Here is a 20,829-nt window from a genome sequence, read left to right on the forward strand (position 1 = left end):
ATGCTACTGCGCCTGCACCGCCAACTGCCGTACAGGGGTGAATAGTTGCAATGGGGATTTCGTGGGCGAAATGGGATGGCTGAAGATAGCCTCAAAGCAGGAGAAACAGTGGGGAAACGGTGGTGGAACCGTCGCGGCGCGCGTTGCTGGCAGCGGGGTGTTAACCCCGGCACATTCGAGCCGCCCGCGGTGCTTGACCCCTCATCGCCGGATCAACGTCCGTCCTGCCCGTCCCACCTGACGCAGTCGTGACTTCGGCCTCGGCGCGGGGCCCGAGCGGTCCAGCCACCAGCGGCGCAGTTCGCGGCGGGCCCGGCCCTCGGTCAGCCGTCCACCCAGGAGAGTTCTCTCGGCGAAGTCGAGGGCGTCCTGCCGGTAGCCACCGTGCATCGGGTGCCCTTGGGCGTAGGCGATGAACGCGGCGCGGTAACCGCTTCCAAGAAGGAGCGGCAGCTCCGGGGCCACCTTGGCGACCACATCCGCCCGCTTCGCCGCCAGCGCCCGGGACTGTACGCCGAGTCGCACCCGGTCGAAGCCCTCGGGGACCGGCGTTCCGGCGACCAGCGCGGACAACAGGGCCGCCTGCGCGAGGGCGAGGCGCTGACGCGTCGCCTCGTCGGGGGCGGTCGGGTTCGTTGCTGTTGCTGTTGCTGTTGCTGTTGCTGTTGCCGTCGACGGGGACGTGGACGGGGACGGGGTGAACTCGTACCCGATTTCGGTCTCGGCCCCCCTCTCGACCCGGATCTCAGCCCCGATCTCAATTCCGGTCCCGGTCCCCGTCTCGGGCCTGCTTCCCGGCCCGGTCTCAGCCCTGGTCTCGATCCCGGTCACGGTCCCGATCCCGGTTTCGGTTCCGGTTTCCCTTCTGGTTTCCGGCCCCGTCTTCGTCGGGCCGTGCTCTCTCGCACTCGAACGAGCTCGCGTGAGGGCGCCCTTCTGGCCGCCGGCTTCGACGGCCGCCCTGATCGTGGCCAACTCTTGCTCCAGCTCTGCCGATTCGGGAAAGTTCTCGTCCCGTTCCAGCAGCACCCCCGGGGGCGACACCCGGGACGCGAGGTCGGTGAGGATGTCGAGGACCGGGCGGGGCACCGGGTGGGCGTGACTGTCGTGCCAGACGCCGTCCCGCTCGAAACCGCCCGCGACATGGACGTACGCGAGGGCTTCCAGGGGCAGTTCGGCGAGCGCCTTGGCGGGGTCCTCACCCCGGTTGACGTGGTTGGTGTGCAGATTGGCGACATCGATGAGCAGTCGTACGCCCGTGCGGTCGGCCAGTTCGTACAGGAACTGTCCCTCGGTCATCTCCTCGCCCGGCCACGCGATGAGGGCGGCGATGTTCTCGACGGCGAGCGGCACCGGCAGCGCGTCCTGCGCGATGCGTACGTTCTCGCACAGCACGTCGAGGGCGTCACGGGTGCGCGGCACGGGCAGCAGGTGCCCTGCCTCGAGACGCGGGGACGCCGTCAGGGGGCCGCCCGCGCGGACGAACGCGATGTGCTCGGTGACCAGCGGCGAACCCAGTGCCTCGGCTCGCTCGGCGAGCGCGGCCAGTCGGCCCGCGTCGGGCCGCTCCGCGTCGCCCAGCCCGAGCGAGACGCCGTGCGGGATCACGGTGACCCCGCGATCACGCAGCCGTAGCAGGGAGTCAGGCAGATGTCCGGGACACACGTTCTCGGCGACGGCCTCGACCCAGTCGATGCCCGGCATCCGCTCCACGGCGTCCGCGATCTCCGGCCGCCAGCCGATCCCCGTCCCCAGTCGCCTCATGGTCCCCGCCTCCTTCGTGCCCCCTGCGTGGTGACGGTGGTATGGCCCCGCCACCGCTTCCCGAACCGCCCGTGGCCTCCCTTCAGAGCAACATTTGAGGTTCGGACCACCGAGCTGGAGGGCCCGGGGTCGTCGGGGCTGCGGGGCTGCGGGGCTGCGGGGCTGCGGCGCTGCGGGGGTATGGGCCTGCGGGAGGTGTGGGGGTGCGGGCTGCGGCGGTTCCGAGCAGCAGGGCTGCCGGCGTGGTGGGCAGGCGGCCAGCGCGGCGCGGTGCGCTGCCCGGCAGGTGAGGCAGCGAGATGCGGGGCTAGCGGGCTCGTAGGGCCGGGTGGTCCGCGACCACGGTGCAACTGCCCGGCGTGATCTCGGTGAAGCCCGCGTCCCTTACCAGCGGAAGTCCGCTCTCCGTCAGCTCACGCCACCGTCGCGGCTCCGCGGTCCGTACGGCGAGCGGGAAACCCGCCTCGCGCCAGGCGGTCCGCTCCTCGTCCGACAGCTCCCACCAGGCGAGCTGCGCGCCGTGTCCGGCCTGCGCCATCGCCTTGCCCGCGGACATGTCGACCTCCGGGTTCTGCCAGATCACCGGAGCCGTCGGGTCGAAATCGGCCGGCGGCTCCGGATCCTCGAGATCGGTTCCGGAAACCTGCAGCTTCGCCAGTTCCTTGGGCCAGCCGTCCAGCGGAACGGGCGGGAAAACCCTTACTTCGGCCGCCTTGCCCGTGACCGTGATGCCGGGCAGTGCCTCCGCCCGCCGCCACTCGGCGCCACGCGCGCGCCGCACCACCTTGCGGATCCGGGCGTCCTGCCAGTCGCGCACGGCCGCCGCCCACTCGCCGTCGCCCAGCGCCCGGTCGTCGGCGAGGAGGGTCAGTACGGCGCGCGCGGCCGTCTCCAGCGCGTCCGTGCGGGCCGGCGGGTCGGCACGCTCGATACGGACCACCAAAGGCAGGACGAACTGCGGAGCCTCGTCCCGTGTCGAACGCTCGGAACGGAAGGGGCTGTCGCCTGGAACGGCCGGATCGCTGGTCACGTCCTCCAGTCTGCCAGGTGGAAGATCCATGCATCCGCGCGTGAAAGGACGGTCCGCATGCCACATGAGCTGAGGCTGGAGGCGGTGGGCCGTCGCTATGGCGTTCGCGGCCCCTGGGTGCTCCGCGACGTGCACCTGAAGCCGGCTCCCGGCACCCTGACCCGCATCGATGGTCCCAACGGCACCGGAAAGTCCACCCTGCTCCGTCTGCTCGCCCGCATCGACGCGCCGACCGAGGGCCGGGTGACCGGTGCCCCCCGAACCGCCTACGTTCCCGAACGTTTCCCCGCCGCCCTCCCCTTCACCGCCCTCGGCTACCTCACCCACCTCGGCGCGGTCCACGGACTGTCCCGTACGGCGGCCGCACAGGCCGCGGGCGACTGGCTGGACCGCTTCGGCGCCACCGCGCACGCCCACACCCCGATGAGCCGCCTGTCCAAGGGCGGCAGCCAGAAGGTCGCCGTGGCGCAAGCGCTCCTCGCCGAACCGGAGTTGATGATCCTGGACGAGGCCTGGACCGGTCTCGACACCGACGCGCGCGCCGAACTCGAACGTGCCGTCGCCGAGCGGACGGCCGCCGGATCGGCCGTCGTCTTCGTGGACCACGACCCGCGCCGCCTCGCCGGCCGGGCGGACGCCGAGTACACCGTCCGCGACGGCGGCCTCCACCGCCGCACCGCGGCGGAACCGGCCGCCGTTCCCGACGGCCCCCACGTGACCATCGAGGTCCGCGGCCCTGCCGCGCCGCTTCCGCCGGAAGCGCTCCGGCTGGCCACCGCGACCGAGGAGACGGCCGACCGCAACCACCGGCTCACCGTCTCCGCCTCCCACTCCGACGTCCTGCTCCGCGCCCTGCTGACCGCACGCCCGCCGTGGCACGTGGTGAGCGTCCGTCAGGACGGGAGCCCACGCCGATGAGCGCCCTCCTGCGCTACCAGACCGCCCTGCTCCTGCGCTCGCAGCGCTGGCTGCCCCCGTTCCTGCTCTACGCCGTCTTTCTGGGCATCGGCGTGCAGGGAGGCCAGCCGCTGCTGGACTCGCTGGGCTACACGGCCGCGTTCCTGCTGCCCGTCGCCGCCTGGCTGGTGCGGATCTGTGTCACCAACGAGCCCCCGGCCGCCCGCACCGTCGTCGCGGCGGCGGCCGGGCCCGCGCGGGCGCACCTGGCCTGTGTCCTGGTCGCGCTGACCACGGCCGTCGTGCTCGGCGTGACGGCGACCGTGCTGGTCACGCTGATCAGCGACCCGGTCGGCAGCGACCACGACAAGCGCGTTCCGGTCGTGGAAGCCGCCGGTGCCGGACTGCTCGCCGTCCTGACCTGCGCCCTGCTGGGCACGGCCGTCGGCGTGCTCACCGCCTGGCCCGTGCTGCGCTCGCCCGGCCGCGCCGTGCCCGCGCTGCTCCTGGCGGCTCTGCTGGCCCTGGTGGTAACCGGTTCCCCGGCGCATGCGGCCGTGCGCGGCCTGGTGGACGGCTCCCACACGGCCACCGTCCACGTGCCGATCGTGCCCGTCGCTGCGGCAGCCCTGCTGAGCGCCGCGGCGACGGCCCTGGCATGCGCGCTTACGTCACGCCGATCGCCGTGAGGAAGGGGGCCGGGGAAGAGGGGAGGCCGGGAAAGACGGTCAGAGCGGGAGAGGGGGAGCCGGGGGAGCCGGGGGAGCCGGGGAGGTGGGGGAAGCAGCCGGGGGAAGGTGAGGCAAACCGGGGGCAGACAGACGGGGGAGGCTGGGAGAGAGCGGTTACGCAACAGTGAACCAACGCTCGGCGGTGATGTGCGCCGGTAAGCGTCTACGCGGCGTCCGTGAGCGAAAGTGCGCTGTGCCCCCGTCCGTTTCAGCGGGCGAGCGGGTGTCGGGTAACCGATTACGCGTCAGTGGCACGAGCCCGCGACGGTAAGCGATGGTGAAACGGTGATCGGCCGCTCGCCGACCGCCAATCGGCAGCAACCGGCTACTTGACGTGTATCCGGTTGCTGGTCGGTAGTCGGCGCCGATTGTGTTCCGTAACCGGTTGTGCGGGCGGGGCGTGCTACCCCGAGCACGCAGTCCGCTGCGCTTCCTGCCACTCGCACACCGGGCACAGCGTGATCCCCTTGTAGGACTCCGGATACTCGGTCGGCTTGCGGCAGAGGACGCACTCCGCGTACGGCGGCCCCTCGGTGCTGGGCGGCGTGGTCGCGTCGATCAGGCAGTACTCGCGGTCACTGTCGTCGCTCATACCTCCAGAGTACGTAAGCGAGTACGACTCGTCCGAGTGTCCGGACCTGGGTGTCCGGGTCCTTCGGGTGCTCCGCGTGCTCCGGGTGGCGGGGCGTCCGGATGTCGGGGTGGCGTGGTTCACCGGCGTCCGCTCGCCGCCCCGATCAGCTCGGACACCTTGACGAACCGGTACCCCTGTCGGCGCAGCTCCGGCACGATGGCCCGTACCGCCCGCTCGGTCGTCGGGGCGGCGCTGCGCGTGCAGTGCATGACGACGACGGAGCCGGGCTGGACTCCTTCGAGCACCTGCCGGGCCACCGCGTCCGCGTCGGTCGCGAAGGCGTCTCCGCTGACCACGTCCCACTGCACCGCGGTGACGCCCATGCCGCTCACCGCCCGCAGCGCCTGTCGGTCGTAGCAACCGCCGGGGAAACGGAAGTACGGCATCGCGTTCGGCACCCCGGCGTTGCGGAACGCCTTATACGCCCGCTCCACGTCCGCGCGCATCTTGTCCGCCGGGACGGTCGGCAGGCCGTAACAGTCATCGGTGAAGGCGTAGTGGCTGTAGGAGTGGTTGGCGATCTCGAAGCGGGGGTCGCGGCCCAGGGAGCGGGCCTGGTCCGGGTACTCCTCGGCCCAGCGGCCGGTCATGAACACGGTGGCAGGCACCTTCAGCGCACGCAGTGCGGCGATGAGCCCCGGGTTGTCGAAGTGCTCGCCGGCCGCCGCGCGGGCTCCCTGGTCGGCGGTCATGTCGGCGTCGAAGGTGAGGGCGACTGCCTTGTCGGCGGTGCGGGGCGCTCTAGTGAAGACGGGAGTGAGGCCCGCCGGACCGGGGGCCAGCGTGGGGGGCCGGGTGGGGGCCGGGGAAGCGGGCGCGTGGGCGGCCGGACGAGCAGTGCGTGGTTCCTCAGGGGTGCCGCAGGCAGCGAGGGGGGCGAGGGCGGCCCCGATGGCACAGAGGGCGGTGAGGCGGCGTACGGAAGGGATCATCGTATGAAGTTATGAGAGTTCTGATGGTGTTCGTTGCGATATGCGACCGTGCCTCTGGTCGTGTCATCGTCGTGTCACCCACCCGGGCTCTCGTTCGCCCGGGCAGCACCAGGCCGGTGAGGAGACAGCGGGTTGCGGGCGGGCCCGTAGACGCGGGCGGTCGGTCGCTCACGGTTGTCGGCTCGGGCGCGTCATCCCGACGGTCAGGGCAGTTCCAGGCGGAGCCCATGGAAGCGGTTGCGCAGGAGACGGTCGTGCGTCACCACGACCAGCGTGCCGGTGTAGCGGTCCAGGGCCGCCTCGATCTCTTCGACCAGGGCGGGAGCCAGGTGGTTCGTCGGCTCGTCGAGCAGGAGCAGATCCAATGGGCCGGCCGTCACAAGCCGGGCCAGTTCGAGCTTGCGGCGCTGTCCGACGGACAGGTTCCGTACGGGAACAGCGAGGTCGGCGGCGTGGAACAGGCCGAGCGCAAGGAGCGCGTCGGCATGCTCGTCGGGCTGCCCCGCCCTGTCGGCGGCGAATGCCGCGAGCAGCGTTCGGGCATCGAAGGCGTCGTCGGGAGCGCTTTGCTGACGCAGGGGCGGGCGGCGGCGGTCGCCTTCGCCGGGCGGCAGGCGTCGCGCAGGTCGGGACGCCCCGCGACCGCCCGAGTCCCCAGTCGGGCGGCCTAGCGTCGCCAGGGCCCCGTGACGGCGAAGGTCGTCCCCGGGGTGTAGCAGTTGACGTACATGGTGTCGCCGTCGGGGGAGAAGGTGACGCCGGCGAACTCGCCCCACTCCGGGGCCTGCGGTGTTCCGATGTTCTGGCGGCCACGCGCCATCGCGTACACCTCGCCGGTCCTGGTCACGCCGAAGACGTGCTGGGCGCCGTTGCCGTCCTCGCAGACCATCAGGCCGCCGCTGGGGGCCAGGCAGATGTTGTCGGGGGACTCGCCGGGGAGTTGGACGTCCGTGTCCGGGCCGAAGACGATGACAAGGGTGAGGCGGCGGAGCTTCGGGTCGTACCGCCAGATCTGGCCGAAGTGATCGGCCGCCGAGCCGTCCGCGCCGCGTGCGAACGACGACACGAAGTACACGCACCGCCCGCCCCAGTAACAGCCCTCGAGCTTCTGGGCGTGCGTGATGCCCTTCGGGCCGAAGTCCTGGAGCCGCACCGGGGTTTCGGCGGCGAGCGGGTCCGGTACGTCGACCCACTCGATGCCGTCGAAGGTGGCGCCCGTGTCCTGGATCGAGGACAGGTCCGGCACGCCGGGGACGCGCATCGCCTGGAGGCGGCCGCCCGCGCGAAACGAGCCCGCTCCGCCCAACGGTTTCTTCGGGAGAAAGCGGTAGAAAAGGCCGAACGGCTTGAGGAACGCGTCCTCGGTTTCGTAAACGATTCCGAGGTGCGGGTCGACGGCGATCGCCTCGTGTTGGAAGCGGCCCATCGCAGTCAGGGGGACGGCCCCGCTGCGGCGCGGGTCGGACGGGTCGACCTCGAAGATGAAGCCGTGATCCTTTGTGTAACCGTTTGTGCCGGCTTTGTCCTCGGTCTCCTCGCAGGTCAGCCACGTGTGCCAGGGGGTGGGCCCGCCCGCGCAGTTGACGGCCGTACCGGCGATGGCCACTCGTTCGGCGAGCACGTGGTTCCGGGAGTCCAGCGTGAGGGCCGTGCAGCCGCCCTTGCCCTCCGGGTCGTAGGTCAGGCCCTCGACCGTGGGGACGGGGAACTTGGCCGTGGGGCGGTTCTCGTGGTTGCGGACCAGGTGGACGCGACCGTTCCGGCCGGGCAGAGCCGTCATGCCGTCGTGGTTCGAGGGGACCGGACCTTCGCCGGAGCGCAGTGGGTCACCCTCGCGGGAGAGGACCCGGTAGCGGAAGCCCGCGGGGAGGTCGAGCAGGCCCTGCGGGTCGGGCACGAGGGGGCCGTAGCCGTCACCGCCGAGGGTCTGCGCGGCGGCGGTGCCCGCGAAGAGGTCGGAGAGGGCGCCGGTGAACGCGATTCCCGCGCCCACTCCCAGGGCGCCGGTACCGGCGAGGATCTGACGTCGTGTCGCAGACATGCGGAAACCTTCCTGCTGGCGGACAGGAACTGTGATCCCGCTGTGTCTATCACCCGCAGGGCGCCCCGGGAACCACGCGCGTAGCTCGTGTCACTCCTCCCCGTCCCTCGGGGAGGGCTGGGGTGAAGGCGACAAGGGCGGCTGTTGTTGCTCTTGCCCCTGCTCCTGCTCCTGCTCTTGTTGCTCTTGCTGTTGCCGTTGCTGGTTCAGCGGCTCGTGGCGTGGTTGCTGCGGTGTCTCTTGCTGTGGATGTTGCGGAAGCGGTTGCTGCTGTGCCTCTTGCTGTAGATGTTGCGGAAGCGGTTGCTGCTGTGTCTCTTGCTGTGGATGTTGTGGGAGCGGTTGCTGCGCCTTTTCCAGGAATCTCAGCAGTTCCACCGGGAACGGCAGCACGAGGGTGGAGTTCTTCTCGGCGGCGACCGCCACCACCGTCTGGAGCAGCCGCAGCTGGAGCGCGGCGGGCTGCTCGGACATCTCCTTCGCGGCCTCGGCGAGCTTCTTCGAGGCCTGGAGCTCGGCGTCGGCGTTGATGATCCGGGCCCGCCGCTCACGGTCGGCCTCGGCCTGCCGGGCCATCGAGCGCTTCATCGTGTCCGGCAGGGACACATCCTTGATCTCCACCCGGTCGATCTGCACACCCCAGCCGATGGCGGGGCTGTCGATCATCAGCTCCAGGCCTTCGTTGAGCTTCTCCCGGTTGGACAGCAGGTCGTCCAGTTCGCTCTTGCCGATGATCGAACGCAGCGAGGTCTGTGCCATCTGTGAGACGGCGAAGCGATAGTCCTCGACGTTGATGGTCGCGGCCGCCGCGTCGACCACCCGGAAGTACACCACCGCGTCGACCCGCACGGTCACGTTGTCGCGGGTGATGCCCTCCTGGGCGGGAATGGGCATCGTCACGATCTGCATGTTGACCTTGCGCAACCGGTCCACGGCGGGGACGACCAGGGTGAACCCCGGCATACGGACATCGCCGCGCAGCCGGCCGAGCCGGAGGACGACCCCGCGTTCGTACTGCTTGACGACCCGAGCCGCCGCCCCGACGTACACGAGCCCTCCGGCGGCGACCACCGCTGCCGCGCCCAGCAGCTCCTCGAGCATGACGACCTCCTCGGCAAGAGGCCCGAAAGAGTGTTTCTGTCTGCTCTGCCACGATATGCCCGCTGTCCGGCCCGGGGCCACGCCCCAGGTCCCGGGCCGGACAGCGACGGGCGGGCTACACGGTCGTAACCGGTTCCGTGATCTTGACGGGTTCCGTGACCTTCACCGGCTCCGTGCCGGCCGCACTGTGGCGTTCGGCCCAGGTCTCCAGTGCCGTACGGCAGGCGTGGTCGAGGTGGTGCAGACCGGAGAGGTCCAGCTCGACGGGGCGGTCCTGCGGGAGGGCCTCCAGGCTGTCGAGGATCTTCGGCAGCCGCAGGAAGGTCGCGTTGCCCGACAGGTGGACCTGGACGGGTCCGGCGCCCTTGTCGACGACCTCCAGCCTGATGTGCGAGGCCTCCCAGGCCGTCTTGGCGACGGCCAGTGCGAGGCCGATGAGAACGCCCTCGAACATGCTGACCGCGACGATCGAGACGGCCGTGACCACCAGGATCAGCGCCTCGCCGCGGTGCTCGCGCCACAGTCCCACGATCGCCCGCACGGGCACGAGCTTGGCGCCCGCGTGCACGAGGATGCCGGCCAGCGCCGGGAGGGGTATGTAGGCCAGTACGTTCGGCAGCAGGGCCGCGAAGAGCAGCAGCCACACGCCGTGCAGGACGCGCGAGGCCTTCGTCCGCGCGCCCGCCTGGACGTTGGCCGCGCTGCGCACGATCACCGCGGTCATCGGCAGCGCGCCGAGCGCCCCGCAGAGCGCGTTGCCCGCGCCCTGCGCCATCAGCTCCTTGTCGTACTCGGTGCGCGGGCCGTCGTGCAGACGGTCCACCGCCGCCGCGCTGAACAGCGACTCGGCGGACGCGATCAGGGTGAAGGCGACGATCGTGCCGAGCAGGCCGACGTGCGCCAGTTCGCCGAAGGAGCTCAGCGACGGTGGCTGGACGGAACCGAGCAGGCCCTGCACCTCGACCGTGGCCACGGGCAGGTTCAGCAGCAGGGCGGCGAGGGTCGCCAGGCCGACCGCGGCGAGTGGGCCGGGCACCGTACGCACCTTCGTCGGCAACCGCTTCCACAACACGAGCACCGCGATGGTGCCGACGCCGATGGCGAGCGAGGCCAGTGCGGAGGTGCTGCCGGCCGCGTCCACGAGCGCCTCGGGCAGTCCGGCGATCTTCGCGAGGCCGGACGCCGGCGCCTTGGTGTCCGCCATCGCGTACAACTGACCGGCGATCAGCACCAGGCCGATTCCGGCCAGCATGCCCTCGACGACCGAGACGGAGATGGCCCGGAAGTAGCGGCCCAGTTTCAGGGCGCCCATGGCGAGCTGGAGGACGCCCGTGGCCAGGACGACGACTCCGAGGGCGGGCAGGCCGAACTCCCGCACCGCCTCGAAGACCAGCACGGTCAGTCCGGCCGCCGGACCGGACACCTGGAGGGAACTGCCGCGCATCACACCGGTGACGAGGCCGCCGACGATGCCGGTGACGAGCCCCAGCTCGGCCGGCACGCCGGAGGCCACCGCCACGCCCACGCACAGCGGCAGCGCGACCAGGAAGACGACGAGGGAAGCGGCGAAGTCCTGCCGCAGATGGGGGAACCGGGATATTCGCCCGGCGGGCTTCTGGTTCATCGCGGCGCTCACAGGGCCTCGAAGCCGTCGGTGTCGACGCGGTGTTCGCGCACGGCGCCGGTGTGCACCTCGTAGTACCAGCCGTGCAACCGCAGCCGGCCGTCGGCCAGCCGCTTCTCCACGCAGGGGTAGGAGCGCAGCCGCAGCAACTGGGCGAGTACGTGGGTCTGCACCGCCCGCATGACCGTCGGGTCGTCGGGGTCGGCGGCCTCCGGTTCGTCCGCGGCGTGCGCGAGCCAGTCGCGTACGGCGGGGACGCCGTCGAGGTCGTCGCCGCGCACCAGCGCGCCGACGGCGCCGCAGTGCGAGTGGCCGCAGACGACGACGTCCTGGACGCCGAGGACCTCGACGGCGTACTCGATGGTGGCCGCCTCGCCGGTGGGGCGGTCGGAGACGTAGGGGGGCACGATGTTGCCGCGCGGTGCGCAGCTCGAAGAGCTCACCGGGACGGGCGCCCGTGATCAGGGCGGGAACGACCCGCGAGTCGGAGCAGGTGATGAACAGGACCTGAGGGGACTGGCCGTCTGCGAGGTTGGCGAACTCCTCAGGGCGCTGTCCGAACGTACGGGCGTTGTCGATGAGGGGCTGCATGACGTGGTGACTCCTCCTGGCGCGCGGTGGGGGGCGCGTCGGATGTGCAGGACACAGGACAGGTGGGGGAAGTGCTGTTCTGCTCTGCTCTCTCAGCAGCGGAAGACCTGGAGGGTCGCCGGTGAGTGGGCGGCCGAGGATCTCGACCAGCGGTGATAGGGGTCGCCGGGCAGGGGCGGCTGATGCGCGGACGCGGGATCCTGCGCCAGCAGCGCGCGCTCGGGCTCCTGGGGTGCCGAAGCGGCCGGACCGGAGCTGCCGGCACGGTGGCGGTCACGGGTGCGCAGGGGGTCGGCGGGCCCGCCGGAGCGGTCGCAGTCGCGGAGCGTGGCGATCTCGTCGCGCATCGCTTTGCCCGAGACCTTGATCCCGGGCTGGGCCTTGGCCTCGGCCTGACGGACCGTGTGCGCGCGTGCGAACGATGACGTGGGTGCGAAGAACGGAAGGGCGAGCAGGACGGCGGCGAGGACCGAAATGACGGTTCGGGTCGTCGTACCTCGGAACATGCGCCCCCCTTCGGACGGTTCGCACTTCTAGTCCAGACCAACGGCTGGTCAACCATTGGTCAAGAAACACGTTAACCCTGCAAAGTTGTTTGCAGGGTTAACTGGACGTTGCGAAATGAAGTGCGCCTCAAAAGGGAGGGGTTCTTGGCGCGAACCCACTCTTGACGGGGCGGTCAAGATCGTTTATTGGGGCTCGACGAGTCTCTTGGCGTCGCGGGCCAGTGCGGTGAGCCGGGAGATCGCGCGGAAGTACTTCTTGCGGTAGCCGCCGTTCAGCATCTCCTCGCTGAACAACCGGTCGAAGGGGAGTCCGGAGGCGAGGACCGGGACCTCTCGGTCGTAGAGCCGGTCGGCCAGGACCACCAGCCGCAGCGCCGTGGACTGGTCGGGCACCGCCCCCACGTCGGTGAGACAGACCGCCTTCAGGCCGTCCGTCAGCGCGCCGTAGCGGCTCGGGTGGACCTTGGCGAGGTGCTCCAGCAGATGCGGGAAGTCGTCGAGCGAAGCGCCCTCGGCGGCGTAGGCCGCCTTCGTCACCTGCTCGTCGGAGTACGGCGCCGGCGCCTCGGGCAGACCGCGGTGGCGGTAGTCCTCGCCGTCGATGCGCAGCGCGCGGAAGTGCGCCGACAGGCCCTGGATCTCGCGCAGGAAGTCGGCGGAGGCGAACCGGCCCTCGCCGAGCTTGCCGGGCAGCGTGTTGGAGGTGGCGGCGAGCGCGACACCCGCCTCGACCAGCTTGCCGAGCAGGGTCGAGACGAGCACGGTGTCGCCCGGATCGTCCAGCTCGAACTCGTCGATGCACAGCAGGCGGTGTGCGGAGAGGGTCCGCACCGTCTGCTGGAAGCCCAGGGCGCCGACCAGATTGGTCAGCTCGACGAAGGTGCCGAAGGCCTTGAGGGCGGGCTCCGCCGGGGTGGCGTGCCACAGGGAGGCCAGCAGGTGCGTCTTGCCGACGCCGTAGCCGCCGTCCAGGTAGACGCCGCGCGGCCCGGCGGGCACCTTGGGCGCCCTGGACCTGCCGAAGCCGAGGAAGCCCCGCTTGGCGCCGCCCAGGGCGTGCGCCCCGCCGAGTCCGGTCGCAAAGCCCTCGAGGACGCCGACCGCCTCGGTCTGGCTGGGCTGGTTCGGGTCCGGGATGTACGTGCTGAAGCGGACGGAGTCGAAGCGTGGCGGCGGCACCATCTCGGCGACCAGCCGGTCCGCGGGGACGTGCGGCTGACGGGTGCAGAGGGACACCGGGGCCGCGTCGGCTATCGGGCCGAGGCCGGGGGCGGAGGAGGAGGACGACACGGTTCCCCATGCTACGGGGCGTGCCAGACTGCCTGGCATGCGACGGCTGTTCCCTGTGACCGACCAGACAGTGACGACCGGTTCCGGCGGCAGGCCGCCCGGGGCCCCCGACGAGGGCGGTGGTGCGGGGGGTGGCGCGGCGGCGGACCGCGAGTGGAGCCTCGACGAGCTCGCCGACGCCTACGCCTACCCCGGGCCCGGTCCCGGCGGGCCGGTGCCCTGGCTGCGGGCCAACATGGTGTCCACGCTGGACGGCGCCGCCCAGCACGACGGGCGCTCGCAGCCCATCTCCACCGCCACCGACATGCGGATCTTCGGCACGCTGCGCGGGCTCGCGGACGTCGTGGTCGTGGGCGCGGAAACGGTACGTCTGGAGGGCTACCGTCCCGCACGCGCGCGTGCGGAGTTCGCCGAGCGGCGTGAGGCGGCCGGGCAGGGCCCCGCACCGGCCGTCGCGGTGGTCAGTGCGAGCCTCGATTTGGACTTCTCGCTTCCGCTCTTCACCTCGCCGCTGGTGCCCACCCTGATCCTGACGGGCGCCGCCGCGGCCCCCGACAAGGTCGCGAGCGCGGAGAAGGCGGGCGCGCGCGTGGTGATCGCCGGTGACGGCATGGGCGTGGAGCCGGACCGGGCCGTACGGGCGCTCGCCGAGCTCGGACACACCCGGCTGCTGACGGAGGGCGGTCCCCGGCTGCTGGGTCAGTTCGTGGCCGCAGGGGTGCTCGACGAGCTCTGCCTGACCGTTTCCCCGATGCTCACCGTCGGTGACGCGCAGCGGATCGCCGGCGGGCCGTCGGTCGCGGTGCCGCACCGGTTCGCACTCGTGTCCCTCCTGGAGGAGGAGGGTTTCCTGTTCAGCAGGTATCAGAGGCCGGATGCCGGATAGGAGTTCGGTCGTCGCCGTCGGTCCCCAAAGGGCGGAATCAACCGTTCCGTTTGGCGTCCGGCGGGCACACTGGATCTCGCAGTCCCCGTGCGTACACGGGGAAGGATGGTTTCCGCAGGGCCGCGAACGGCTCACGGAGGAGAGAGGGCCACGGGGGTCCTCGAAGGAGAATGGGGCGCTGGTGTTCACAAGCGTTTTGATGATCGAGAAGGCCCTGACGTCCGCCGACGTGGAGTTCGTCAGCACCTTGCACGGGGACGAGCCGGTCTCCTTCCACGTGCTGCTCCAGCCGCGCGGCGACCAGGCGGACCGCTTGCTGCGGGCCGTCGACGACGTGGCTCTCGGCGAACTGGACGAGGCGGCGCGCGAGGGCGAGACGCCGGAGGGGGACGAGGCGAAGGGGTTCGGCGTGCGGGCCCTCGAGGTGTCCCTGCAGGCCCTGCACGCGGCGGGCCACGACGCGGTGGGACGCCTCGTCGAGGACCACCCGCTGGACGCGCTGAAGTCCCTGGTGGCGGAGGCGCAGGCGGACGAGGTGATCGTGCTGACCGACCCCCACTACGTCGAGGAGTTCTTCCACCGGGACTGGGCCTCTCGGGCTCGGCACAAGGTGGGAGTGCCGGTGCTGAAACTCTTCTCGCACAGCAAGGCGTGAGCGGACCGCTGTGCTGCGCCCCCGCCCGTATCCGTTCGTCCGCGGGTGCGGGTGCGGGTGCGGGTGCGGGTGCGGGTGCGGGTGACGGGTTCGGTGAGCGGGCAGGGTGCGCTGCATCCGCTCGCGTCCGCGCGGCGCCGTCGTACGTCGATACGGCACATCGATACCGCACGTGGACACGGCCCCGCGCCCCTGGGTGGGTGCGGTGTGCCTCGCGCAATAGGGTGGGGGCGCACCGAACCGTCGTAGCGCACCCTGGGAGAACACGCATGGCACCCGGCCTTCCTACCGCCATGGACCGACCGCACTTCATCGGGATCGGTGGGGCGGGGATGTCCGGGATCGCGAAGATCCTGGCGCAGCGCGGCGCGAAGGTGGCCGGCAGCGACGCCAAGGAGTCCGGGACCGCCGCGGCGCTGCGGGCGCTCGGCGCGACCGTGCACATCGGGCATGCCGCCGCCCACCTCGCCGACGACGCCAGCTGTGTCGTCGTCTCGTCGGCGATCCGCGCGGACAACCCGGAACTGGCCCGCGCGGCCGAGCTGGGGATTCCCGTCGTCCACCGCTCGGACGCGCTCGCCCGGCTGATGGACGGGACGCGCCCGATCGCCGTCGCCGGCACCCACGGCAAGACGACGACCACGTCCATGCTCGCGGTGTCGCTGTCCCACTTGGGACTCGATCCCTCGTACGCGATCGGCGGCGACCTGGACGCGCCCGGTTCCAACGCGCTGCACGGCGAGGGCGAGATCTTCGTCGCCGAGGCGGACGAATCGGACCGCAGCTTCCACAAGTACGCGCCCGAGGTCGCCATCGTCCTCAACGTGGAGTTGGACCACCACGCCAACTACGCCTCGATGGACGAGATCTACGAGTCCTTCGAGACCTTCGCCCGGAAGATCGTGCCCGGCGGCACGCTGGTGATCTCCGCCGACCACGAGGGCGCCCGCGAACTGACCCGGCGGGTCGAGGGCGTGCGGGTGGTGACGTACGGGGAGGCCGAGGACGCCGACGTGCGGGTGCTGTCCGTCGTCCCCCAGGGGCTGAAGAGCGAAGTGACCGTGCTGCTCGACGGGCAGCAGCTCAGCTTCGCGGTCTCCGTGCCCGGCCGCCACTACGCGCACAACGCCGTCGCCGCGCTGGCCGCGGGCGTCGCCCTGGGCGTACCGGCCGCGGAACTGGCCCCGGCCCTGGCCGCGTACACGGGCGTCAAGCGCCGGCTCCAGCTCAAGGGCGAGAAGGCGGGCGTCCAGGTCATCGACTCCTACGCCCACCACCCGACGGAGATGACGGCGGACCTCGAGGCGATGCGCGCGGCGGTAGGCGACGCCCGCATCCTCGTCCTCTTCCAGCCGCACCTGTTCTCCAGGACCCAGGAACTCGGCCAGGAGATGGGGCAGGCGCTGGCCCTCGCGGACGCCTCCGTCGTCCTCGACATCTACCCCGCCCGCGAGGACCCGATCCCGGGCGTGACCAGCGAGCTGATCATCGACGCGGCCCGGTCGGCGGGCGCGGACGTGACCGCGATGCACGACAAGGACCTGGCCCCGGAGGTGGTGGCGGGAATGGCGAAGGCGGGTGATCTCGTTCTCACCATGGGCGCGGGCGACGTGACGGACCTGGGCCCGCGCATTCTGGACCGTCTTTCCCAGTAAGGGGCTGAGGCTCATGTCGTACGACGTCGAAAAGCCGGACGAGCAGTGGCGGGCGGAGCTGACCCCGGGCGAGTACGCCGTGCTGCGGCAGGCCGCGACGGAGCCCGCGTTCACCGGTGAGTACACCGACACCAAGGCCGAGGGGGTCTACTCCTGTCGTGCCTGCGGTGCCGAACTGTTCACCTCCGAGACCAAGTTCGACTCCCACTGCGGCTGGCCGTCCTTCTTCGACCCGAAGGACACCGACGCCGTGGAGCTGATCGAGGACCGCTCGCACGGGATGCTGCGCACCGAGGTGCGGTGTGCCCGGTGCGGTTCGCACCTCGGACACGTGTTCGCGGGCGAGGGGTACGGGACCCCGACCGACCAGCGGTACTGCATCAACAGCATCTCGCTGCGGCTGGCGGCGGACGGCGAGGGCTGACGACGAGGGCTGATGGCGAGATCTGCCGGTAAAGGCTGACGGCAAGGACTGACGGCGAGGCCGGTGATGAGGACGACGGCGAGGCCCGACGGCAGGGACTGACGGGCGGGCCCCGACCGCTCACAGCTGCTTGCGCTGTACCAGCGCCGAGAGCACCAGCATCCCTGGCAGCAGGGGCAGCCACACCGTCAGCACCCGGTAGCCGATGACCGTCGCCGTGGCGAGCGGCAGCGGGGTGCCGTATCCGGCCAGGGTGAGGACGAGGGCCGCGTCGACCGGGCCGATGCCGCCGGGTGCGGGAACGGCCCCCGCCGCGGTGCTCGCCGCGAGGAACGCGAAGAGCAGCTGCGGCCAGGACAGGGGCAGGCCCAGCGCCGTTCCCACCGACGCCACCACGCTCGCCTGGATCAGCGGCGCCGCGACCGCTCCGCCCCACAGCGGGAGGAAACGGGCGGGGCGGGTGTGCAGCTGCCGGGCGTCGGTGAGGGCCGTACGGACGAAGTCCAGGGCGGGACGGCGCAGCGGCCGTACCAGGACGAGCACCGCCCCGGTCGCCGCGGGAACCAGCAGGAGGCCCGCGGCGGCCAGAAGCAGTGTCCGCCCCTCCGGGAGGAGCCTCGCGGGGGGTACGGCGCTGGGCGCGGCAAGCAGGAAGATCAACACAACGGGTGTCTTCGCCACGGCCCTGACCAAGGAGTACAGGGCCACGGAGGCGGTGGCGCGAGGGAGGGCGACGCCCTGGCGCTGCAGGAAGCGGACCGTGACCGCATGGGCGCCGATACTCGCGGGCAGTATGTGGTTCGCGGCGCCCGCGGCGATCTGGGACGCCACCAGCAGACCCGGTGGCAGCCGGTCCGGGATCGCCCCCTGGCGGACGCAGGCCGCGGCGACCGAGCCGAGGTAGGTGAACAGGAGCCCGACCAGCAGCCACCAGGGGTCGGCGGCGGCCAGCAGGGCGGCGCCGTCTCGCACGGCATGCCAGTCGAGCGCCGCCCACACCGCGAGCAGCAGGATCGGGGAGAGCGTGAGGGCCCGGCGGGTGGCGGTGGCCGCCAGGGGACCGCGGCGGTCTTCCGCGAGCGGCGGCTGAGGCGGGGGCGGGGACGCGGGGTCGTCGAGGGGCAGCAGGGGCACGGCGCACGTCGTCCTTCCGCGTCGTGACCGCGCGCGACGGCGCGACGGATCGGGCCTGCGGAGGGGACGGGAAAGTCGTTCCCCTCCGGTGTGACGGTGCGGTGTCCGTGAGCCGACGGAGTGCGGGCCGAAGGGCGACCGCAGTGCGGTGTGGCGGGTTGCCGTGCGGCTGGTGCCGTGGGGCGAGGTGCTGTGCGGCGGGGGAAGTGCGGTGAGGCTGTGGGATTTCTGCCCGCACCCCCCGTGGTTCATCCCGGCCGCGCGCCGAGGTTCACCGGGCCGCAGTACGATCGGCCCCCTTTGCCCGCGATCGGCTCGGTCGCCTTCGCGGGCGACGGAACGCTGCTTCTGCCGCGCCGAGGAAACCACTCGACTCTCCGGTGACCGGTTCACCCGCCGAACCAGCCTCGACGGATGACGGTTGCGGTGCGGTTGCAGATACTTCGCGTTACTGCGTTACTGCGTTACTGCGTTACTGCGTTACTGCGTTACTGCGGTACCGCGTTACTGGTCTACGGCGTTACCGCGCTAGCGCGTCACCCATCTACGGCGTCACCGTGTTACCGCGTTACCGACGACACGACGTCACCGCGTTACCGGTCCACGACGTCACCGCGTTACCGGTCCACGACGTCACGGCGTTACCGGTCTACGGCGTCACGCGCCCTTTGGTGACCGGGGGCGTCCCTCGACCGTTCGTGGCCGGCGATGTCCCGCGCCCGTTCGTGACCGGGCCCCGGGGGAGTGTCACCACGAACAACGTGGCACCCGCCATGTCGCCCAGCTCCAACGAGCCGGCGTGCGCCCGGACCAGGGACCGGGCGACCGACAGGCCCAGGCCGCTGCCGCCGCGGTCACGGCTGCGGGCCTTGTCGACGCGGTAGAACCGGTCGAAGACACGGTCGCGGTCGCCGGACGGTATGCCGGGGCCCTTGTCGGCGACGTGGACGCGTGCTGTGCCCGGCGAGGCGGTGACCTCGACGCGGACCGCCGTGCCGGCCGGAGTGTGCACGGCCGCGTTGGTGAGGAGGTTGTCCAGGACCTGGCGGATGCGGTGCGGGTCCATCCGCAGGTGGACGGCGGCCGGACCGGGGGACACCGTCAGGGGATGACCGGGGTGGCTCGCGCGGAACGCGTCGGCCGCCTGCTCGACCAGCTCCACCAGGTCGGCGTTCTCCATCCGCAGGGGTGTCTCCACCTCGGCCGCGTCCAGGCGGGCGAGCAGCAGGAGATCGTCGAGGAGGACGCCCATCCGGGCCGCCTCGGCTCGCAACCGGGCCAGGTGCTTGTCGCGTTCCTCGGGGGCGTTGGCGGCCGCGTACTGGAAAAGGTCCGCGTAACCGCGTACTGACATCAGGGGCGTGCGCAGTTCGTGCGAGGCGTCGGCGACGAAGCGGCGCAGGCGCTGTTCGGCCTCCGCCCGCACCGCGAGGGAGTCGTCGATGTGCTGCAACATGGTGTTGAAGGCCGTGCGCAGCTCCTCGACCTCCGGGCCGCCGCCCGGGGCGTCCGCTCGCAGGTGCAGCCGGGACGCCGACTCGGTCAGGTCGTGCGAGGCGATGCCGTGCGCGGTGTGTGCCATGTCGCTCAACGGTTTCAGACCGTGTTTCAGCATCCGACGGCCGAAGACCACGAGCGCCAGGAGGGCGAGGCCGAAGGCGACCACCTGCGTGGTGATCAGCTGACGCACGGTGCCGTCGATGTCCTCCGTCGGCGCGGCGCTGACCAGCACGACACCCGGCGAGACCTGGCAGGCCCGCAGCAGATAGGTGCCCTCACCGTCGATCCGTACCGTACGGGTGACCTCGGCGTCGTCATCCTCCATCCGCCGGGCGAGGGCGGTGAGCGCCGCGGTGTCCGCGGGCACGTCGGCGGGCCTGCGCAGCACGGCCGACCCCGCCGAGACGTCGTACACGGCCGTGTACCAGCCGTAGTACGGCTGGCGCTCCACGATGCCGTGCGCCTTGGCGTCCTTGGACTGCATGACCTGGACCAGCTTGATCTGGTCGCGTAGTTGATGATCCAGGTAGTCACGCATGTACATGGTCAGCGTGGCGCCGACCACCGCGAAGACGACGAGCGACAGCGCACCGAGGCCGAGCGCCAGCCGGGTGCCGAGCCGTAGCCTGCGGTACGCGTGCCAGAAGCGGCCGATCACTCGGCCGCCTGCCGGATCACGTACCCGAAACCGCGTACCGTCTGGATCAGCGGGTCGTCGCCCGTCGTGTCGAGCTTGCGGCGCAGTCGGCTGACCACCAGTTCGACGACGTTGGAACGGCCGCCGAAACCGTATTCCCAGACATGATCCAGGATCTGCGCCTTGGTCAGAACCGTCGGCGACTTCCGCATCAGATAGCGCAGCACCTCGTACTCGGTGGGCGTGAGGGTCAGCAGTTTTCCGCCGCGCCGGACCTCCCGGGTGTCCTCGTCCATGGTGAGGTCCGCGACCCGCAGTACCGAGCGCTGGGCGCCGGGGCCCGCGCTGCGCCGCAGCACGGTCCGAAGCCGGGCCATCAGCTCCTCGACGGCAAACGGTTTCACCAGATAGTCGTCGCCGCCCCGCGTCAGCCCCGCGACCCGGTCGGCGACCCCGTCGCGCGCCGTCAGGAACACCACCGGCACCATCGTCCCGGTGCGCCGCAGCCGGTCGAGCACGCCGAAGCCGTCGATGTCGGGCAGCATCAGGTCGAGCACCACGATGTCGGGGTGGAAGTCGGCGGCACGGCGCAGCGCCTCCGCACCCGAGTTCGCGGTGACCGCGTCCCAGCCCTCGTAGCGGGCGACCGTCGCCACGAGATCGGCTATCGGCGGGTCGTCGTCCACGACGAGGAGTCGTACTTTTTCCACCTGCTCATAGTGCGCCACACACCCCGCAGCGCCAGACCCCCGTCTCACGCACGCGCGGATCGATAAGATCTTGAAAGTTGTACGACA

19 protein-coding genes and 2 pseudogenes are annotated in these 20,829 nt (G+C 71.3%); 7 read left to right on the forward strand and 14 right to left on the reverse strand.

From position 1 onward, the window contains the following. Nucleotides 1–201 precede the first annotated feature (201 nt). Complete coding sequence (locus QF030_RS31235) at nucleotides 202–1,764, reverse strand: DUF692 domain-containing protein (RefSeq protein WP_307165907.1); 1,563 nt, start codon at nucleotides 1,762–1,764, stop codon at nucleotides 202–204. Between the two features lie 307 nt (nucleotides 1,765–2,071). Further along, complete coding sequence (locus QF030_RS31240; RefSeq protein WP_307165908.1) at nucleotides 2,072–2,824, reverse strand: peptidyl-tRNA hydrolase; 753 nt, start codon at nucleotides 2,822–2,824, stop codon at nucleotides 2,072–2,074. Nucleotides 2,825–2,851: 27 nt separating this feature from the next. Here QF030_RS31240 and QF030_RS31245 point away from each other — a divergent pair, with 27 nt between their 5' ends. Both QF030_RS31245 and QF030_RS31250 read left to right on the forward strand, forming a co-directional pair. Continuing rightward, complete coding sequence (locus QF030_RS31245; protein ID WP_307165909.1) at nucleotides 2,852–3,712, forward strand: ABC transporter ATP-binding protein; 861 nt, start codon at nucleotides 2,852–2,854, stop codon at nucleotides 3,710–3,712. After that, the gene (locus QF030_RS31250) at nucleotides 3,709–4,380 is read left to right on the forward strand and encodes an ABC transporter (protein WP_307165910.1); all 672 of its coding nucleotides are present in this window, start codon (nucleotides 3,709–3,711) and stop codon (nucleotides 4,378–4,380) included. The genes QF030_RS31245 and QF030_RS31250 overlap by 4 nt, the downstream gene beginning before the upstream one ends. A gap of 445 nt (nucleotides 4,381–4,825) precedes the next feature. On the opposite strand, the gene QF030_RS31255 is transcribed toward QF030_RS31250, so the two are convergent. The 3 genes and pseudogenes from QF030_RS31255 to QF030_RS31265 form a co-directional block, all read right to left on the reverse strand. Then, nucleotides 4,826–5,014 carry a hypothetical protein gene (locus QF030_RS31255; protein WP_307165911.1) on the reverse strand — a complete coding sequence of 63 codons (189 nt, stop codon included), beginning with the start codon at nucleotides 5,012–5,014 and terminating at the stop codon, nucleotides 4,826–4,828. Between the two features lie 119 nt (nucleotides 5,015–5,133). Next, a complete protein-coding gene (locus QF030_RS31260) occupies nucleotides 5,134–5,988 on the reverse strand; it encodes a polysaccharide deacetylase family protein (RefSeq protein WP_307165912.1) in 855 nt (284 codons plus the stop codon). A 203-nt stretch (nucleotides 5,989–6,191) separates the two neighbouring features. Further along, nucleotides 6,192–6,524, reverse strand: a pseudogene (locus QF030_RS31265) (AAA family ATPase); the annotation flags it as partial. Between QF030_RS31265 and QF030_RS31270 the strand changes: the two are divergent. Continuing rightward, nucleotides 6,441–6,659, forward strand: a complete 219-nt coding sequence (locus tag QF030_RS31270) for a hypothetical protein (RefSeq protein WP_307167862.1) — start codon at nucleotides 6,441–6,443, stop codon at nucleotides 6,657–6,659. The pseudogene QF030_RS31265 and the gene QF030_RS31270 overlap by 84 nt on opposite strands. On the opposite strand, the gene QF030_RS31275 is transcribed toward QF030_RS31270, so the two are convergent. The 6 genes and pseudogenes from QF030_RS31275 to zapE all read right to left on the reverse strand — a co-directional run bounded on the left by QF030_RS31275 (nucleotide 6,656) and on the right by zapE (nucleotide 13,141). Next, nucleotides 6,656–8,029, reverse strand: a complete 1,374-nt coding sequence (locus QF030_RS31275) for a PhoX family protein (protein WP_307165913.1) — start codon at nucleotides 8,027–8,029, stop codon at nucleotides 6,656–6,658. The two genes, QF030_RS31270 and QF030_RS31275, sit on opposite strands and share 4 nt — an antisense overlap. 90 nt (nucleotides 8,030–8,119) lie before the next feature. After that, nucleotides 8,120–9,130, reverse strand: a complete 1,011-nt coding sequence (locus tag QF030_RS31280) for a slipin family protein (RefSeq protein WP_307165914.1) — start codon at nucleotides 9,128–9,130, stop codon at nucleotides 8,120–8,122. Nucleotides 9,131–9,245: 115 nt separating this feature from the next. After that, nucleotides 9,246–10,754, reverse strand: a complete 1,509-nt coding sequence (locus QF030_RS31285; RefSeq protein ID WP_307165915.1) for a SulP family inorganic anion transporter — start codon at nucleotides 10,752–10,754, stop codon at nucleotides 9,246–9,248. A gap of 8 nt (nucleotides 10,755–10,762) precedes the next feature. Next, nucleotides 10,763–11,345: pseudogene (locus QF030_RS31290) on the reverse strand (carbonic anhydrase). Between the two features lie 92 nt (nucleotides 11,346–11,437). Then, a complete protein-coding gene (locus QF030_RS31295; RefSeq protein ID WP_307165916.1) occupies nucleotides 11,438–11,851 on the reverse strand; it encodes a hypothetical protein in 414 nt (137 codons plus the stop codon). 183 nt (nucleotides 11,852–12,034) lie between these two features. Continuing rightward, on the reverse strand, nucleotides 12,035–13,141 hold the full coding sequence (gene zapE / locus QF030_RS31300) for a cell division protein ZapE (protein WP_307165917.1): 1,107 nt from the start codon (nucleotides 13,139–13,141) through the stop codon (nucleotides 12,035–12,037). Nucleotides 13,142–13,178: 37 nt separating this feature from the next. Between zapE and QF030_RS31305 the strand changes: the two genes are divergently transcribed. The 4 genes from QF030_RS31305 (at nucleotide 13,179) to msrB (ending at nucleotide 16,761) form a co-directional block, all read left to right on the forward strand. Then, a complete protein-coding gene (locus tag QF030_RS31305; RefSeq protein ID WP_307165918.1) occupies nucleotides 13,179–14,027 on the forward strand; it encodes a pyrimidine reductase family protein in 849 nt (282 codons plus the stop codon). 181 nt (nucleotides 14,028–14,208) lie between these two features. Further along, nucleotides 14,209–14,682 carry an indole-3-glycerol phosphate synthase gene (locus QF030_RS31310; protein WP_307165919.1) on the forward strand — a complete coding sequence of 158 codons (474 nt, stop codon included), beginning with the start codon at nucleotides 14,209–14,211 and terminating at the stop codon, nucleotides 14,680–14,682. Nucleotides 14,683–14,951: 269 nt separating this feature from the next. Beyond that, entirely contained in the window at nucleotides 14,952–16,337 is a 1,386-nt protein-coding gene (gene murC, locus QF030_RS31315; protein ID WP_307165920.1) for a UDP-N-acetylmuramate--L-alanine ligase, read from the forward strand. A 13-nt stretch (nucleotides 16,338–16,350) separates the two neighbouring features. Beyond that, on the forward strand, nucleotides 16,351–16,761 hold the full coding sequence (gene msrB / locus QF030_RS31320; RefSeq protein WP_307165921.1) for a peptide-methionine (R)-S-oxide reductase MsrB: 411 nt from the start codon (nucleotides 16,351–16,353) through the stop codon (nucleotides 16,759–16,761). A 120-nt stretch (nucleotides 16,762–16,881) separates the two neighbouring features. Here msrB and QF030_RS31325 read toward each other — a convergent pair whose 3' ends face one another. From QF030_RS31325 to QF030_RS31335, 3 genes are all read right to left on the reverse strand, one after another. After that, nucleotides 16,882–17,895, reverse strand: a complete 1,014-nt coding sequence (locus tag QF030_RS31325) for a lysylphosphatidylglycerol synthase transmembrane domain-containing protein (protein ID WP_307165922.1) — start codon at nucleotides 17,893–17,895, stop codon at nucleotides 16,882–16,884. Between the two features lie 649 nt (nucleotides 17,896–18,544). Then, complete coding sequence (locus tag QF030_RS31330; protein ID WP_307165923.1) at nucleotides 18,545–20,053, reverse strand: sensor histidine kinase; 1,509 nt, start codon at nucleotides 20,051–20,053, stop codon at nucleotides 18,545–18,547. Continuing rightward, complete coding sequence (locus QF030_RS31335) at nucleotides 20,050–20,742, reverse strand: response regulator transcription factor (protein ID WP_307165924.1); 693 nt, start codon at nucleotides 20,740–20,742, stop codon at nucleotides 20,050–20,052. Before QF030_RS31335 ends, QF030_RS31330 begins: the two co-directional genes overlap by 4 nt. Nucleotides 20,743–20,829 lie beyond the last annotated feature (87 nt).

The sequence above is a fragment of the Streptomyces rishiriensis genome, assembly GCF_030815485.1.
Lineage (GTDB): Bacteria > Actinomycetota > Actinomycetes > Streptomycetales > Streptomycetaceae > Streptomyces > Streptomyces rishiriensis_A.